Genomic DNA, 15170 nt, shown 5'->3' with positions numbered 1-15170 from the left:
GAGGCGGGCGCGGCCGGCCGAGGCGGGCGCGGCCGATGCCCGGCGAGGGCGGCCGGCTGACGCCCGGCGAGGTCAGCCCGGGGTACCGGCCGCCCAGCCCTCCGGGTCGTCCCAGGCCCGGAGCGTGCGGCGGCTGACGAACCGGCGGCGGGCACCCGTCACCGGGTCGTCGAACTCCAGCGACCGCGACAGCAGCTGCAGCGGCCGGGTGAAGTCGCCGGCCGCGCGGCGCCGCAGCTCGGGGTAGACGTCGTCGCCGAGGATCGGGATGCCCAGCTCGTCGAGGTGCACCCGGAGCTGGTGGGTCCGCCCGGTGCGGGGGTGCAGCCGGTAGCGGGCGAGGCCGTCGCGGTGCCCGGCGAGCTCGATGCGGGTCTCCGCGTTCGGCGGGCCCGGCTCGGTCCGCGCCGCGAACACGCCCGGCACCTTCACGATCCGCGACACCTCGGTGCGCGGCAGCTCCAGCGCCGGGTCGTACGGCGCGACGGCCTCGTAGGTCTTCGCGACCCGGCCGCGCGCGAACAGGGTCTGGTAGTCCCCGCGCAGCTCCGGGCGCGCCACCAGCAACAGCACCCCGGCCGTGGCCCGGTCGAGCCGGTGCGCCGGACTGAGGTGAGGCAGCCCCAGCTCGTGCCGGAGCCGGACGAGCACGGTCTGCCGTACGTGGCTGCCCCGCGGGATGGTCGCCAGGAAGTGCGGTTTGTCGACGACCACCAGGTCGTCGTCGGCGTGCAGCACCTCGAGGGGGAACGGGACCTCCACCTCGTCCGGTTCGTCGCGGTAGAGCCACAGCGTCGTCGACGGCGTGAACGGCGACTCCGGGGTCAGCGGCCCGGCCGCGGTGACGATCTCCCCGGCGGCGAGCCGCGCGTCGATCCGCGCCGGGTCGACGTGCGGGAGCCGGTCCGCGAGGTGGTCGCGCATCGTCGCCCACACCCCGTCGGGCGGGGTGCGGAGCCGGGCCGGGGCGAGGCCGTCACGGCTCGGCAGCGGCGCCGTCTGCAGGGCCGCGGCCCGGCGCCGGGCGGCGCGGCCGCGGCGGGTGCGGGAGCTCACGGACGACCACGGTACGGCGGGGCCGCACCCGCGTTCACCGCGCCCGGCCCCGGTGATCGACGATCCGGCACGGGATGCGGTCATCCTCGGCCGGATCCCGTGCCCGATCGTCGATCACCGGGCCCGGGCAGGCGGAGCGGCGCCGGGCAGTAGCATCGCCGTACGTGACCTGGGCGTCGTACGGTGCGTACCTGCTGATCGTCGTGGGGCTGGTGCTGATGCCGGGCCCGGACACGTTCGTCCTGCTGCGGTCCTCGCTGGCCGGGGGCCGCCGGTCCGGGCTGTTGACGGCGGCCGGGGTGTTCGCGGGGAACGTGCTGCAGGGTTCCGCGGCGGCGTTCGGCCTCGGTGTCCTGATCGCCCGCTCCCACACCGCGTTCACCGTGATCCGCTGGGCGGGCGTGGTCTACCTGTGCGTGCTCGGGGTGCAGGCGCTGCGGGCCGCCCGCCGCGGCGACTACCCGGACGTCGGTGCCGGCGGTCCGCGGGTGCCCGCGTACCGCGCCGTGCTGCTGGGCTTCGGCTCGAACGTCACCAACCCGAAGGTCCTGATCATGTACCTGTCGGTGCTGCCGCAGTTCCTGGTCCCCGGGGTGACGACGATCGTCGACGCCCTGCTGCTGGCGCTCACCGTCGCCGTGCTGGGCGTGGTCTACCAGGCCGGCATGGTGCTGGCCGTGCACCGGGCCCGCGACTGGTTCTCCCGGCGCCGGGTGCGCCGGGCCGGGGACGCCGTCGCCGGCGTCGCGTTGCTCGGGTTCGGCGGGGTCCTCGCCGCCCACTGAGAGGGGCGGCGGATCCGTCTCACGCACCCGCCGGCGCCATCGCGCTGACGAGCTCGTACGTCACGTGGGCGGCGGCGACGGCGGTGATCTGGGCGTGGTCGTAGGCCGGGGCGACCTCGACGACGTCCGCCCCGACGATGTGGGTGCCGGAGAGCGCGCGCAGCATGCGCAGCAGCTCCCGGGAGGTCAGCCCGCCCGCCTCCGGGGTGCCCGTCCCGGGCGCGTGCGCCGGGTCGAGGACGTCGATGTCGACCGAGACGTAGAGCGGGGCGTCCCCGATCCGGGCCCGGATGCGTTCGACGGCGCGCTCGACGCCGTCCTCCTCGATGTGGTCGGTCGTGACGACGGCGAACCCGAGCCGCTCGTCGTCGGCGAGATCGGCCTCCCCGTACAGCGGACCCCGGGTGCCGACGTGCATGCTCGCCGTGCGGTCGATGAGTCCCTCCTCGCTCGCCCGGCGGAACGGCGTGCCGTGGGTGACCGGCGCGCCGAAGTAGGTGTCCCAGGTGTCGAGGTGGGCGTCGAAGTGCAGGACGGCCACCGGACCGTGCTCCTTCGCGACCGAGCGGAGGAGCGGGAGGGCGATCGTGTGGTCCCCGCCGATCGTCACCAGCCGCGTTCCACCGGCGCGCAGCGCGGTCGCCGCCTCCTCGATCGCCCGCACCGCGTCGTCGATGTCGAAGGGGTTCGCCGCGATGTCGCCGGCGTCGGCGACCTGCTGCGTGGCGAACGGCGAGACGTCCTGCGCCGGGTTGTAGGGCCGCAGCAGGCGGGAGGACTCCCGCACGTGTGCCGGACCGAACCGGGCGCCGGGCCGGTAGCTCACGCCGCTGTCGAACGGCACGCCCACCACGGCGATGTCCGCGTGGTCGACCTCCTCGATGCGGGGGAGCCGGGCGAAGGTCGCGATGCCCGCGTAGCGGGGGACGAGCGACGCGTCGACGGGGCCGATGTTCTCGCTCACGAGCGGGGCCTCCTGAGGTGGGACTGCGGGACGTGGATGAGGTGGACACCGCCGGCGGCCACGGCCGAGCGCACGGCGGGACCGATCGCGTCGCCGTCGTCGACGCGGGTTCCGCGCGCGCCGAACGCCGCGGCGAGCGCCACCCAGTCGGGCTGCACCAGGTCGACGCCGACGGGCGGGATGCCCCGGTCGACCTCGTTCTCGCGGATCTCGGCGTACCCGCCGTTGTCGACGCACACGACGACGAGGTCGAGCCGCTGCTCGACGGCGGTCGCGAGCTCGTTGACGCAGAACATCAGCGCACCGTCGCCGAGGACGGCGACGACGGGTCGCCCGTCCTGGGCGACGCACGCACCGATCGCCGCCGGCAGGCCGTAGCCGAGCGTGGCGTACGTCGGCGTGTAGAGCAGCGAGCGCGGCCGCGGTTGCCGGAGCACGTTCACGAGCGCCCGGTAGACGATCTGCGAGGAGTCGCCGGCGACGATCGCGTCCGGGGGGAGCGCCGCCGCGATCAGTCCGGCCAGCTCGACCGTCTCGGGCAACGGTGCGCGCACCTCGTCCGAGACGGCGGACCGCACGGGTGCGAGATCAGGGTGCTCCCGCGTGCCCGGGGGCGTCGCGGCGAGCAGGGCGTCGAGCACGCGCGCGCAGTCGCCCACGATCCCCACGGTCGCGTCGAGGTTCTTGTGCAGCTGCGCGGGCGAGATGTCGACCCGCACGACCGCACCGCGCACCGGCAGGGCGGGCGCCCACAGCTCGGCCTCCCCGACCTTCGAGCCGAGGACGAGCAGGACGTCGGCCGCCTCGGCGACGGCCCGTGCCGAGGGCAGCCGCAGGTTCGACCCCAGCGCGAGCGGGTGGTCCTCGTCGAGCGTGCCCTTGCCGTTGATCGTCGTGAGCACGGGAGCGCCGAGACGCTCGGCGAGCGCGGTCACCTGGCGGGACGCGCCCGTGGCGCCCCCGCCCGCGAGGATCACCGGCGACCGTGCGCCCGCGAGCAGGGCGGCGGCCTGCCGCACGGCCCCGGCGTCCACCCCCACCGGCGGGGGTGCGGGGCGCGCCGCCCGCGCCGCGGCCGGCACCCCGGCCGGGGCCTCCAGCACGTCCAGCGGGATCTCGATGTGCACGGGCCGCGGCCGGCCCGTGCGGAACAGCGTGAAGGCGTCGTGCACGGCGTCGACCGCCTCGGCCGCGCTCGTCACGCGGCGCGACCATTCCGCGACCGCGGCGACCATCGCGGTGGCGTCCTTCGTCTCGTGCAGGGTCCCGGCGTCGCGGAACTCCTGACCGAGCGGAACCCCGGGTGACAGCACGAGCAGCGGCCGGGACTCGCAGAACGCCGTGCCGACGGCGCTCATGGCGTTCTGGAGTCCGGGCCCGGACGTCGTGAGGACGACGCCCGGCAGCCCGGTCATCTGGGCCCATCCGTCCGCGCCGTAGCCGGCGCCCTGCTCGTGCCGGTTCGTGACGGCACGGATGCCGAGGTCGGCGAGCGGCCGGTAGAGCTCCAGGTTGTGGGTGCCCGGGATGCCGAAGACCGTGGTGACGCCGTAGGCGCGGACCGTCTCCAGGACGGCCCGGCCGGTGGTGTCCGCGTGCGGGGTGTCCACGTCAGAGCTGTCCACGTCAGACCGTCCGGTGCCGTCGTTCGCCGCCGACCCAGGTCTCCCGGACGCGGATGGGCGAGATGGCGTCGGCGTCGACGCCGAGCGGGTCGTCGTCGAGCACGGCGAAGTCGGCGTACTTGCCGGCCTCGAGCGACCCGAGGTCGGCCTCGCGGCCGAGCGACACGGCACCCTCGACGGTGTGCGCGCGCAGCGCGTCACGCGCGGCGACGCGCAGCGAATCCGGCCCGAGCTTGCGTCCCCGGCGGGTCACCCGGGTGACGGCGGTCTGGATCGCCTCCAGCGGGATCGGCTCGGCGACCGGCGCGTCCGAGGACAGCGTGTAGGCGACCCCGGCGTCCCGGAACTCGCCGAGCGGGTTGAAGCGCTCACCCGGCGTCCCGACGGCCTGCTCGACACCTTCCCCCCAGTTGAAGTAGTGCTGGGTCTGGTTCACCGGCCGGATGCCCGCGGCGGCCATGCGCCGGATCTGGTCGGGGGTGGGCAGCCCGCAGTGCTCGATGCGGTGCCGGGCGTCGGGGTCGGGACGCTCGGCGAGCGCCGACTCGAGGGCCGAGACCACCATCTCGATCGCCGTCGGGGACTGCGCGTGCGTCGCCGTCTGCAGCCCCGCCCGGTGCGCCCGCCGGATGAGCTCGGCGTACTCGGCCGGCTCGTGATACAGCTGCCCGGTCCGGCACGGGTCGCCGACGTAGCCGTCCGGGAAGTAGGCCGTCCATCCGCCCAGCGTCCCGTCGGCGTAGAACTTGATGCCGGCGAAGCTGAGGTGCGCGTTGCCGAACGCCCCGACCAGCCCCATCTCCAGCGCGTCGTCGAGCAGGTGCGAGAGCAGGTACATCGACACGCGGAGGTCCAGCCGGCCGCCCTCGGCGAGCCGCAGGTACATGTCGAACTCGCGCCGTGTCACCTGCGCGTCGCCGACCGTCGTGACCCCGCCCGCGAGGAACCGCCGGGTGGCGGCGTCGAGCTGGCGCAGGTGCTCCTCCGGCTCGTCGGCGAGATGGAAGTTCGGGCCGTGGTGGCCGACCTTCACCCCGTGCACGCCGGTGAGGATGTTGCAGGCGGCGTCGGAGAGCTCACCGGTCGGCTCACCGTCGGCGTCGCGGAAGAACACCCCGCCGTCCGGATCCGGGGTGTCGCGGCCGACCCCGTTGACGGCGAGCGTGTGCGAGTTGACCACGCCGCCGTGCCCGGAGGCGTTCATCAGGTACACCTCGCGGTCGGCGGCGACCTCGTCCAGCTCGTAGCGCGTCGGGTGCCGGCGCTCGGCGAGGTTGGCCTGCTCGTAGCCGTACCCGCGGACGGGACGCCCCGGCGGCAGGCCGGCCGCCGCGGCCCGGAGCAGCGCCACGATCTCCGGGATGCTGCGCGCCCGCTCCGGCCCGCAGTCGACCCAGGTCATCATCTGGCCGTACATGAGCGGGTGCGCGTGCGCGTCGACGAAGCCCGGCACGACGACGGCGTCCCCGAGGTCGATCCGCTCGGGATCCAGCCCCAGGTGACGCCCTGCCTCCTCGCAGGCGGCCACGCTGCCGACGGCCAGGATCCGGCCCCGGTCGAACAGCAGTGCGGTCGCCGTGGTGTCGCCGGCGTCGACGGTGTGGACGGTGCGCGCGGTCACCAGCCGGGCCGTGGCCTGACCGGATCGGTCGAAGGGAACGAGCTTTCTCATCGGATCCGGTTCGTCGTGTCGGTCGGGGGAGTGACGGCCGGGGTCGCCGGCGTGTCGTCGGAGTGCTGCGGCGCGAGCCGGGTGCAGATGCCGGCGACGACGGCCATCGCGGTGAACAGTGCGATGACCGACCAGACGCTGCCGGTCCACGCGACGAGCCGGGTCGCGAACCACGGGGAGAAGCCCGCCCACACGGCGGCGCCGACGCCGTACGACAGCGCGACGGACGTGTAGCGGGCCTGCGGGCGGAACATCTGGGCGAGGATCGCGGCGACCGGCGCGTAGGTACCGCTCATCGCGACCCGCACGAGCGACGCGAGCAGGAAGACCAGGGGCTCGTTCCGGCCCGGCATCGCGAGCAGGAACGGGGCGAACGTCAGCACCGAGGTGGCCAGGCCGATGTACATGACGTTCTTGCGGCCCCAGCGGTCGCCCAGCCAGGCCACGGGCAGGGTGACCAGGAACTCGACGAGCGAGGCGACCGTCATGGCGTCGAGGACGAGCTGCTCGCTGAGCAGGATCGGCTCGCCGGTCGCGTACGCCGTCGCGAACGTCGTCGCGAGGTAGTAGCCGCCGGTGGAGACCGGCAGGAGGCCGATGGCGAGCAGGATCGGCAGCCAGTTCGTGCGCAGCGCGAAGGCCAGCGGGATCGACTGCTTGCGCCCCTCGACGTTCTCGGAGAACACGGGTGACTCCTCGACCCGGAAGCGGACCCAGAGCCCCACGCCGATCAGCACGACGGACAGCAGGAACGGGATCCGCCATCCGCCGTCGCGGATGAAGTCCTCGCCGCCACGTGACATGAGCGCGAAGATGCCGGAGGCGAGCAGGGCGCCGGCCGGGTTGCCGAGCTGGGTGAAGCCGCCGTAGAAGGTCTTGGACCTCTCCGGGGCGTGCTCGACGCTCATGAGCACGGCGCCGCCCCACTCCCCGCCGACCGCGAGTCCCTGGAGGGCACGCAGCGCGATGAGCAGGATCGGTGCCACGGCGCCGACGTCGGCGTAGGTCGGCAGGCAGCCGACCAGGACCGTCGACACGCCCATCAGCAGGAGCGTGACGACGAGCGAGACCCGGCGGCCGAGCCGGTCTCCGATGTGTCCGAAGAGGATGCCGCCGAGCGGGCGCACGACGAACGCCACCGCGAAGGTCGCGAACGCCGCGGCGGTCTCGGCGAGCGGATCCTCGCTCGGGAAGAACAGCGGGCCGAAGACGAGCGCGGCGGCCGTCGCGTAGATGTAGAAGTCGTACCACTCGATGGTGGTGCCGACGAATGCTGCGACGCCTGCGCGTCGCGCCCTGCCGTGGGTACTGGTCATGACCGCTCCTGTGCGGACGATGGCGAATGCGGCGGATGCTACGAGCGGAGAGGCCCGCGGGAAACGACAGAAGTCCAGTAGCTGTCCGCGCTCGCCGCTCATATGCTCGACGCGGCCGACACGGTTTGTCCTGAACCCGTTCGGGGGGCGGGGCGTGCTGGAGTTCTGTCGGCGCGATGCTGCGGTTCCCGGAATCTGCGCGAGGTGCGAGGTGGACGTCGACGCCGAGCTCGTCCGCGCCCTGCAGGTCGACGGCCGCGCGAGCGTGCAGACGCTCGCCCACCGGGTGGGGCAGTCGCGCGCGGTCGTGTCCGCGCGCCTGCACGCGATGCTCGCCGACGGGACCGTCCGCGTCGTCGCCGCCGTCGATCCCGCCTTCCTGGGCCAGCACGTCCTCGCGCACGTGTCGATCCGTACCGACGGCGTCGTCGACACCGTGGCCGGGTACCTGCGCGGCCTCGACGAGACCGTGCTGGTGTCGGCCGTCGGCGGCGCGCACGATCTCGTGACCGAGATCCGCGTCGGCTCGATGGCCGAGCTGCACGAGCTCCTGGCCGACATCCGGCGCCTGCGTGAGGTCGGGGAGATCAACACGCTCATCTACTCGACGGTCGTGAAGGGGTTCTTCGTCTCGGACTACCGCGGCGACCTCTCGCTCGACGACACCGACCTCGCGCTCGTCGAGCTCCTGCAGCGGGACGGGCGCATGACCTACCGCGCGCTGGGGGAGTCGGTGCGGCTCTCGCCGTCGGCGGTCACCACGCGCGTGCAGCGCCTGATCGACGGTGGCGTCATCCGGATCAGCGCCGTCGAGGCCCGCGGGCTCGCCCACCGCCAGCTGTCCATGGGCGTCGGGCTCAGCCTGACCGGCGACGACGCCGCGGTCGTCGACGCGCTCCGCTCCGCGCGCGGTGTCGACTTCGCGGCCTGGACGCTGGGGCGCTTCGACGCCGTGGCGACGCTCGTCGAGCCGTCCGCCGGCGCCCTCTACGCCCACCTCGAGCGCCTCCGCTCGCTCCCGGGGGTCGCGCACGTCGAGTCGTGGCTGCACCTCGCCGTGCTCAAGGAGGACTACGCGCGGACGCTGCGCGCCGTGCCTCCCCGATGACCGCGGGCCGCGTGGCCCGCGACCCGCGCCTCGGCGGCCCTACCCTGGGCCGATGCGGCTCGCCCCGGTCCTGGTCGCCCTGCTCGTGGCGGCCGGCTGCGCGGCCGGGCCGCCGGAAACCGGGCTCACCGGGGCGGTCATGCAGTACCGCTCGGACATCGCCGCCCGGGTCCTGACCGTCCGGCTGCGGGCCGGGAATCCGGTGACGGTCGAGCGGGTGCAGCTGCGTCCGGCCGGGTTCGTGCCGTCGCCGCCGGTGACGCCGGGTACCGCGCTCGGCGCGGGCACGACGGCCGACATCCGGATCCCGCTCGAGGCGCCGGACTGCGCGGCGACGGCGGGGGAGAGCACGGCGGTGGTCACCGCGGGCGGTGCGGAGTCCGTGCTCGTCCTGGCCGACGCGCACGGCGCGGTCGGTGCCCTGCAGCGCGCCGAGTGCGCCGAGCGGGCCGTGCGGGACCGCGCCGGCGTCACGTTCGGCCCGGTCTGGACCCGCGACGGGGACCGCCTGCGCGGCACGGTGCGCCTGCACCGCCGCGCCGGCACCGGGCCGGTGGCGGTCACCGAGCTCGGCGGCACGACGATCTTCGGGATCCGGCCGGCCGGCGGGCGGACGCTCCCGCTCACGCTCGGCGGCGCGGACGTCGTGCTGCCGGTCGAGGTCGTGGCGGCGCGCTGCGACCCGCACGCGCTGGCCGAGAGCAAGCGGGCGACCGCGTTCACCGTCGTCGCCGCGGTACCGGCCTCGCCACCCGCCCGCCTGACGGTGACGCCGGACGACCGCGAACCCCTGCTCACCTTCGCCGCCGACCGCTGCCGGGGGCAGTGACTTGCCCGCATGGTGAGTTAAAGTTCAGGATGTGAGCACGACACTGCCGTCGGAATCTCGAGGAGCCCCATCGTGTCGGAGACCGTGATCGTGGTGAACACGGCCGTGGCCGTGCTCGCCACCGTCGTGCTGATCGTGAGGTTCCGGCTCAACCCGGTGATCTCGCTGGTCATCGGCGCCGTCTACCTCGGCCTCACCGCCGGCCTCGGCGTCGAGGGCACCGTGAAGGCCGTCACCGGCGGGTTCGGCGAGATCCTCGCCGACGTGGGCCTGCTCATCGCCTTCGGTGTGCTCACCGGCGCGATGCTGCACCGGGCCGGCGCGATCGAGCGGCTGGTGTCCACGCTGCTGCGTGTGTGCGGCCCGCGGGGCATGCCCTACGCCACGACCGTCACGGTCGGGACCGTCCTGCAGTCGATCTTCGTGGACGTCCTGCTGGTCATCTCCGCGCCGCTCGCCCGGCGGATCGCACCGCGGATCGGGGACCGGGGCCTGCCCCGGATGGCGACCGCGCTCGCGATCGGCCTGGAGTGCGGGATCGTGTTCATGGTCCCCGGGGTCGGTGCGGTCGCGCTGGCCGGCGTGCTCGGCGTGCCGATGGGGCAGATGCTGCTGGCCGGGCTGGTCGTCGTCGTGCCGACCGTGCTGATCGCGACGGGGATCATGACGTTCCTGTTCCGCCGTGGCTGGTGGGATCCGGAGCGCGACGAGCAGGAGCCGTCGTGGGCCGGGATGCCCGCCGGGGGGACCGGCCCGGCTCCGGCGGACGGGGCCGGTGGCGGGGCATCCGGCCGCCCGGCGGGCGCCGCCACGGCCGTCACCGACCGGCGGGGCACCCGCCGCGAGCTGTCCCTGCTCGCGCTGTTCACCCCGCTGCTGGTCGGGCTGCTCCTCATTGCCGCCGGTGCGGTGCTCGACGCCGCCGGGATCGAGCAGCCGGTGCTGGTGTTCCTCGGCGAGCCGGTGATCGCGCTGCTGATCGGGCTGGTCGGGACCACCGCCGTCGTCGGGCTGGCCCACGGCCGGGACGCCGTCGAGGCCGCGGTCGGCGACGGCTTCCGGGAGAGCGGCCAGATCCTGATCCTCACCGGCGTCGGTGGCTCGCTCGCCACCACGATCTCCGATGCGGGCCTCGGCGAGATCCTCGGCCGGCACTTCTCCGCGAACACCGCCGCGCCCCTGCTGATGGTGTGGCTGATCGCCGCGGTGCTGCACGTCGCGATCGGCTCGGTGACGATCTCCGCGATCACCGCGGCCGGCGTGCTCGCCCCGGTCGCCCCGGTGATCGGGCTGGCCCCGGTGCTGATCGCGCTGGCCGCCGGGGCGGGTGCGCTGTTCGCCGTCCACGTCACCAGCAACACGTTCTGGCTGCTGCAGTCGCTGCTCGGACAGTCCGTCCGCGGCGCCCTCAAGACCTGCTCGGTAGGGGTCTCGGTCGCCTCGGTCGTCGCGATCCTGCTGATCCTGCCGCTGTCCCTCGTCCTCTGACCGGAAGGGCCCTCACGTGACCGACCTGCCGCTGTCCGGCATCCGGGTCCTCGAACTCGGCAACTACATCGCCGCGCCGACCGCCGGGCGGCTGCTCGCCGACTTCGGCGCCGAGGTGATCAAGGTGGAGCGCCCGCGCACCGGGGACGAGGTGCGCAACTGGCGGCTCTACGCCGGCGACACCTCCATGCTCTACCGCACCCTCAACCGCAACAAGCGCTCGATCACCCTCGACCTGCGCGCCGACGCCGGCCGCCGCGCGGTCCTCGACCTGGCCGCCCGGTCCGACGTCGTGCTGGAGAACTTCCGGCCCGGCACCCTCGAGAAGTGGGGCCTCGGCCCGGCCGAGCTCGACACCGCCAACCCGGACGTCGTGCTGGTCCGGATCTCGGCGTTCGGCCAGACCGGACCGCTGTCGGCCCGGCCGGGGTTCGCCGCCGTCGCCGAGGCGATGGGCGGGTTGCGCGCGCTGGTCGGGGAGGAGGACCGGCCGCCGTCGCGGACCGGGGTGTCGATCGGGGACTCGATCGCCGGGCTGTACGGCGCGTTCTCCGCGGTGATGGGGCTCTACCAGCGCGAGTCGCGCACCGAGCGGCCGCCGCTGAACCGGCGGTCGATGGACATCGCGCTCAACGAGGCCGTGTTCTCGATGATGGAGTCGCTGGTGCCCGACCACCTCGCCTACGGCGTCGAGCGGCGCCGGGTCGGCGGCCGGATGGAGGGCATCGCCCCGTCCAACGCCTACGAGTGCCGCGACGGCGGCAGCGTCGTCATCGCCGGCAACGGCGACTCCATCTACGGCCGGTTCATGCAGGTCATCGGCCGCCCGGACCTCGCGGCGGCGCCGGACCTCGCCTCCAACGCGGGCCGCTGGGCGCGCCGCGACGAGCTCGACGCGGCGATCGAGGCCTGGACCCGGTCGCTGCCGCGGGACGAGGTTCTGGCCCGCCTGGAGGAGGCGGGCGTGCCGGCCGGGCCGATCCACTCGGCGGCCGACATCGTCGCCGACCCGCAGTTCCGGGCCCGGGACATGGTCCAGTACTTCGACGTCGACACCGGCGGCGCCGAGCCCGCCCGGGTCGGGTTCCCCGGTGTCGTCCCCGTGCTGGACGGCGTGTCGGTGCCGGTCCGGCACGTCGGGCCCGATCTCGGGGCCGACACCGCGGACGTGCTGGGCGGCCTGCTCGGGTACTCCGCGGAGGCGATCGCCGCGGCCGCGGGGGAGGGCGCATGAGCTCGGTCGTGCTGCGGGACGTGACGTTGCGCGACGGCCTGCAGCTCACCGGCAGGCTGCTGCCGACCGACCGGAAGGTCGCGCTCGTGCGGACCCTGCTGGCCGCGGGCGTGCCGGAGCTGGAGATCGGCTCGCTGGCCCGCGCGGACGTGGTGCCGCCGCTGGCCGACACCCTCGACGTCGTCGCCGCGCTCACCCCGGAGGAGCTCGACCGCTGCTGGGTGTGGGTGGCGACGCCGCGGCACGTGCAGCGCGCCGTCGCCGCCGGGGCGCGCAACGTCCAGTACTGCTTCTCGGTGTCCGACGCCCACAACAACGCCAACGTCGGCCGGGACACCGCGGTGTCGCTGGACGCCATGCCGGACGCGGTCGCCGCCGCCCGGGAGGCCGGCGGGCGGATCCAGCTGTGCCTGGCGACGGCGTTCACCTGCCCGTTCGACGGCCCGGTCGACCCCGGCCGGGTGGTCGAGATCGTCGCCGACCCGCGCACCGCGGGCTCCTGCGACGTCGTCGTCTGCGACACGCTCGGGCAGGCGGTCCCGTCCGAGGTGGGGGCGCTGGTCTCCCGGGTCGCGGCCGTGGCCGGCGGGCGGCGGATCGCGTTCCACGGGCACGACACGTGGGGGCAGGGCGTCGCGAACGCGCTCGCCGCCGTCGCGGCCGGGGCGACGCTGCTCGACGGCGCGCTCGGCGGGCTGGGCGGCTGCCCGTTCGCGCCGGGCGCCAGCGGCAACACCGCCTGTGAGGACCTGCTGTTCGCGCTGCGCCCGGACTGGGTGACGCCCGGCGTGCTCGCGAACCTGGTGACGGTGTCCGAGGACCTGCTCGACGAGCTGGGGGAGCCGAACCGGTCCCGGGCCGCGCAGGGCGTGCGGTCGCGGGCCGCGGCGTTCCCGTGGACGGCCGGGCCCCGGGCCTGACCCCGAGCTCAGGCGGGCGGCCGCCCGCCGAGCGTCCTGGTCAGCCGGTCGGCCGCACCGACCAGCAGCTCCACGTACTGCTCGCACCGCTGCCGGGTCAGCCGGATCGTCGGCCCGCTGATCGTCAGCGCCGCCGTCACCGCCCCGGCATGGTCGAAGACCGGCGCGGACAGCCCGGACCCGCCGTCGTCGCGTTCGGCCGCGGTGATCGCGAAACCGTCCCGGCGGGTGGCCGTGATCAGGGCCCGCAGCCGTTCCGGGTCGGTCACCGTGTGGTCGGTGAGGGTCTCCAGCGGCCCGGCCAGCACCTCCTCGGCCAGCGTGGGGTCCCAGGCGAGCAGCACCCGGCCCGCCGACCCGGTGTGCAACGGGATGATCTTCCCGACGTGCATCTCCCGGCGGAGCGCGTGCCGGGTCTCGGCGACCGCGACGCACACCCGGAACCCGTTCTCGGCCCGGAACAGCGCCGTCGTCTCACCGGTGGTGTCGCGCAGCTCCCGCAGCACCGGCCCGGCCAGCTCCAGCAGGTCCACACCGCGGGCCGCGGCACCGGCCCAGTACGCCATCCGCACCCCGATCCGGACCCGGTCGCCGACCCGGTCCAGCAGACCCTCGGCGACCATGTTGGACACCAGCCGCTGCACCGTGGACGCAGGGATGCCGGTGGCGTGCTGGATCTCGCTGAGGCTGAGGACCGGACGCTGCAGGGTGAACGCGTCCAGGATGTCGGTGATCTTGCCGAGGACCAGCAGCGGCTTCGGGCCGGCGTGCTCGGTGGTCATCCGCGCTCCAGGAACTTCCCGGCGGCCTCCCGGTAGCGCTCCCACGCGTGCGGCGCCGGCTCCGCCTCGTACCGGGCCGGCGCGGTGGCCGGGATCCAGGACGGGGGAGCGTCCCCGCCGCGCAGTGCCCACGCCGCCTGCCGGGCCGCGCCGTCCGCGACGTACTCGCCCGGTTCGGGCACCCGGACCGGCACCTCGAACGCCTGGGCGGCGATCCGGCACACCGCCCCGGAACGCGCGGCCCCGCCGACCAGCGTCACTCCGGTGACCGCCACCCCCTGCGCGCGCAGCGCCTCCAGGCCGACCCGCTGGGCGTACAGCATGCCCTCGATGGCCGCCCGGGCCAGGTTCTCCCGCGTCCCGGACGCGAGCGTCCACCCGTGCAGCGCGCCGGTCGCGTCCGGCAGGTTCGGTGTCCGCTCACCCTCCAGGTAGGGAACGACGACCAGCCCGCCCGCGCCCGGCTCGGCGGCCAGTGCCAGCCGGCCCAGCTCCTCGTGGTCCACGCCGAGCAGCCGCCGGGTGGCGTCCAGTACCCGGGAGGCGTTGAGCGTGCAGGCCAGCGGCAGGTAGGCGCCGGTGGCGTCGGAGAACCCGGCGACGATCCCGCTCGGGTCCTGCGCGCGCCGCGGCGCCCGCGCCGACACGGTGCCGGAGGTGCCGAGCGAGACGACGACGTCGCCGCCGGCGTCGACCCCCAGCCCGGCGGCCGCGTTGTCCCCGGCCCCGGCACCGACCACGATCCCGCCCGGGCCCGCCACCGACCCGGCCGGCCCGAGCACCCGGGGCAGCGCGGTTCTCCGGCCGAAAGCGTGTTCCAGCAGGTCGGTGCGGTAGCCTGTGCCGTCGAAGTAGCCGGTGCCGGACGCGTCGGACCGGTCGGTGACCAGCTCGTCCAACCCCGACGCCCCGCGCAGCCGCCAGGTCAGCCAGTCGTGCGGCAGGCACACCGCCGCCGTGCGGTCCGCGTGGCCCGGCTCGTGCGTGGCGAGCCAGCGCAGCTTCGACACGGTGATCGAGGAGACCGGGACGACGCCGGTCTCCTCCGCCCATGCCGCCGCGCCCAGCTCACCGACCAGCTCCTGCGCGGCGCCCGCCGAGCGGGTGTCGTTCCACAGCAGCGCGTCCCGGACGACGGCCCCGCCGGCGTCCAGGCAGACCATCCCGTGCTGCTGGCCCGCCACCGACAGGGCCTCGACGCCGTCCAGCCCCCCGGCCTCGTCGAGCGCCTCCTGCAGCGCGACCCACCAGGCCTGCGGGTCGACCTCGGTGCCGTCCGGGTGCGGCGCCCGGCCGGTGCGGACCAGCGCACCCGTGTCCGCGTCCCGGACGACGACCTTGCAGGACTGGGTGGACGAGTCCACCCCGAGCACCAGTGCCATGCCCCCAGC

Annotated in this window: 13 protein-coding genes; 6 read left to right on the top strand and 7 right to left on the bottom strand. The window is 74.9% G+C overall.

Annotated elements, in window-relative coordinates; translation table 11 throughout:
- Positions 1–72: 72 nt before the first annotated feature.
- Positions 73–1005, bottom strand: coding sequence for a pseudouridine synthase (locus H7X46_RS17120; RefSeq protein WP_255426654.1), 933 nt, complete (start codon positions 1003–1005; stop codon positions 73–75).
- Between the two features lie 215 nt (positions 1006–1220).
- Between H7X46_RS17120 and H7X46_RS17115 the strand changes: the two genes are divergently transcribed.
- On the top strand, positions 1221–1841 hold the full coding sequence (locus H7X46_RS17115) for a LysE family translocator (protein WP_186360364.1): 621 nt from the start codon (positions 1221–1223) through the stop codon (positions 1839–1841).
- A 19-nt stretch (positions 1842–1860) separates the two neighbouring features.
- Here the strand turns inward: H7X46_RS17115 and speB are convergent, their stop codons facing one another.
- Genes speB through H7X46_RS17095 form a run of 4 tightly spaced genes read right to left on the bottom strand, consistent with a single transcriptional unit; the run spans position 1861 to position 7418 of the window.
- Positions 1861–2805, bottom strand: a complete 945-nt coding sequence (gene speB / locus H7X46_RS17110; RefSeq protein ID WP_186360363.1) for an agmatinase — start codon at positions 2803–2805, stop codon at positions 1861–1863.
- A complete protein-coding gene (locus tag H7X46_RS30750) occupies positions 2802–4430 on the bottom strand; it encodes a thiamine pyrophosphate-dependent enzyme (protein WP_186360362.1) in 1629 nt (542 codons plus the stop codon). The genes speB and H7X46_RS30750 overlap by 4 nt, the downstream gene beginning before the upstream one ends.
- 1 nt (position 4431) lies before the next feature.
- Positions 4432–6051 carry an amidohydrolase gene (locus H7X46_RS17100; RefSeq protein WP_370588818.1) on the bottom strand — a complete coding sequence of 540 codons (1620 nt, stop codon included), beginning with the start codon at positions 6049–6051 and terminating at the stop codon, positions 4432–4434.
- 47 nt (positions 6052–6098) lie between these two features.
- Complete coding sequence (locus H7X46_RS17095; protein WP_186360360.1) at positions 6099–7418, bottom strand: MFS transporter; 1320 nt, start codon at positions 7416–7418, stop codon at positions 6099–6101.
- Between the two features lie 211 nt (positions 7419–7629).
- On the opposite strand from H7X46_RS17095, the gene H7X46_RS17090 reads away from it, so the two are divergent.
- From H7X46_RS17090 to H7X46_RS17070, 5 genes are all read left to right on the top strand, one after another.
- A complete protein-coding gene (locus H7X46_RS17090) occupies positions 7630–8526 on the top strand; it encodes an Lrp/AsnC family transcriptional regulator (RefSeq protein ID WP_186360359.1) in 897 nt (298 codons plus the stop codon).
- A gap of 52 nt (positions 8527–8578) precedes the next feature.
- Positions 8579–9355: a hypothetical protein gene (locus H7X46_RS17085; protein WP_186360358.1), complete on the top strand. Its 777-nt coding sequence runs from the start codon at positions 8579–8581 to the stop codon at positions 9353–9355.
- A gap of 72 nt (positions 9356–9427) precedes the next feature.
- Positions 9428–10843, top strand: coding sequence for an SLC13 family permease (locus H7X46_RS30745; protein WP_186360357.1), 1416 nt, complete (start codon positions 9428–9430; stop codon positions 10841–10843).
- 16 nt (positions 10844–10859) lie between these two features.
- Entirely contained in the window at positions 10860–12077 is a 1218-nt protein-coding gene (locus tag H7X46_RS17075) for a CoA transferase (RefSeq protein WP_186360356.1), read from the top strand.
- Positions 12074–12997 (top strand): hydroxymethylglutaryl-CoA lyase, encoded by a 924-nt coding sequence (locus H7X46_RS17070; RefSeq protein ID WP_186360355.1) that lies wholly within the window; start codon positions 12074–12076, stop codon positions 12995–12997. Before H7X46_RS17075 ends, H7X46_RS17070 begins: the two co-directional genes overlap by 4 nt.
- A gap of 8 nt (positions 12998–13005) precedes the next feature.
- Here H7X46_RS17070 and H7X46_RS17065 read toward each other — a convergent pair whose 3' ends face one another.
- Together H7X46_RS17065 and H7X46_RS17060 are read right to left on the bottom strand one after the other, a co-directional pair.
- On the bottom strand, positions 13006–13779 hold the full coding sequence (locus H7X46_RS17065; protein ID WP_186360354.1) for an IclR family transcriptional regulator: 774 nt from the start codon (positions 13777–13779) through the stop codon (positions 13006–13008).
- On the bottom strand, positions 13776–15161 hold the full coding sequence (locus H7X46_RS17060) for a xylulokinase (RefSeq protein ID WP_186360353.1): 1386 nt from the start codon (positions 15159–15161) through the stop codon (positions 13776–13778). The genes H7X46_RS17065 and H7X46_RS17060 overlap by 4 nt, the downstream gene beginning before the upstream one ends.
- Positions 15162–15170: the final 9 nt, after the last annotated feature.

Origin of the sequence: Pseudonocardia sp. C8 (genome assembly GCF_014267175.1) — a bacterium.
Lineage (GTDB): Bacteria > Actinomycetota > Actinomycetes > Mycobacteriales > Pseudonocardiaceae > Pseudonocardia.
The sequence above is the reverse complement of the archived record's forward strand: the minus strand, read 5'-3'. Positions and strand labels throughout refer to the sequence as shown.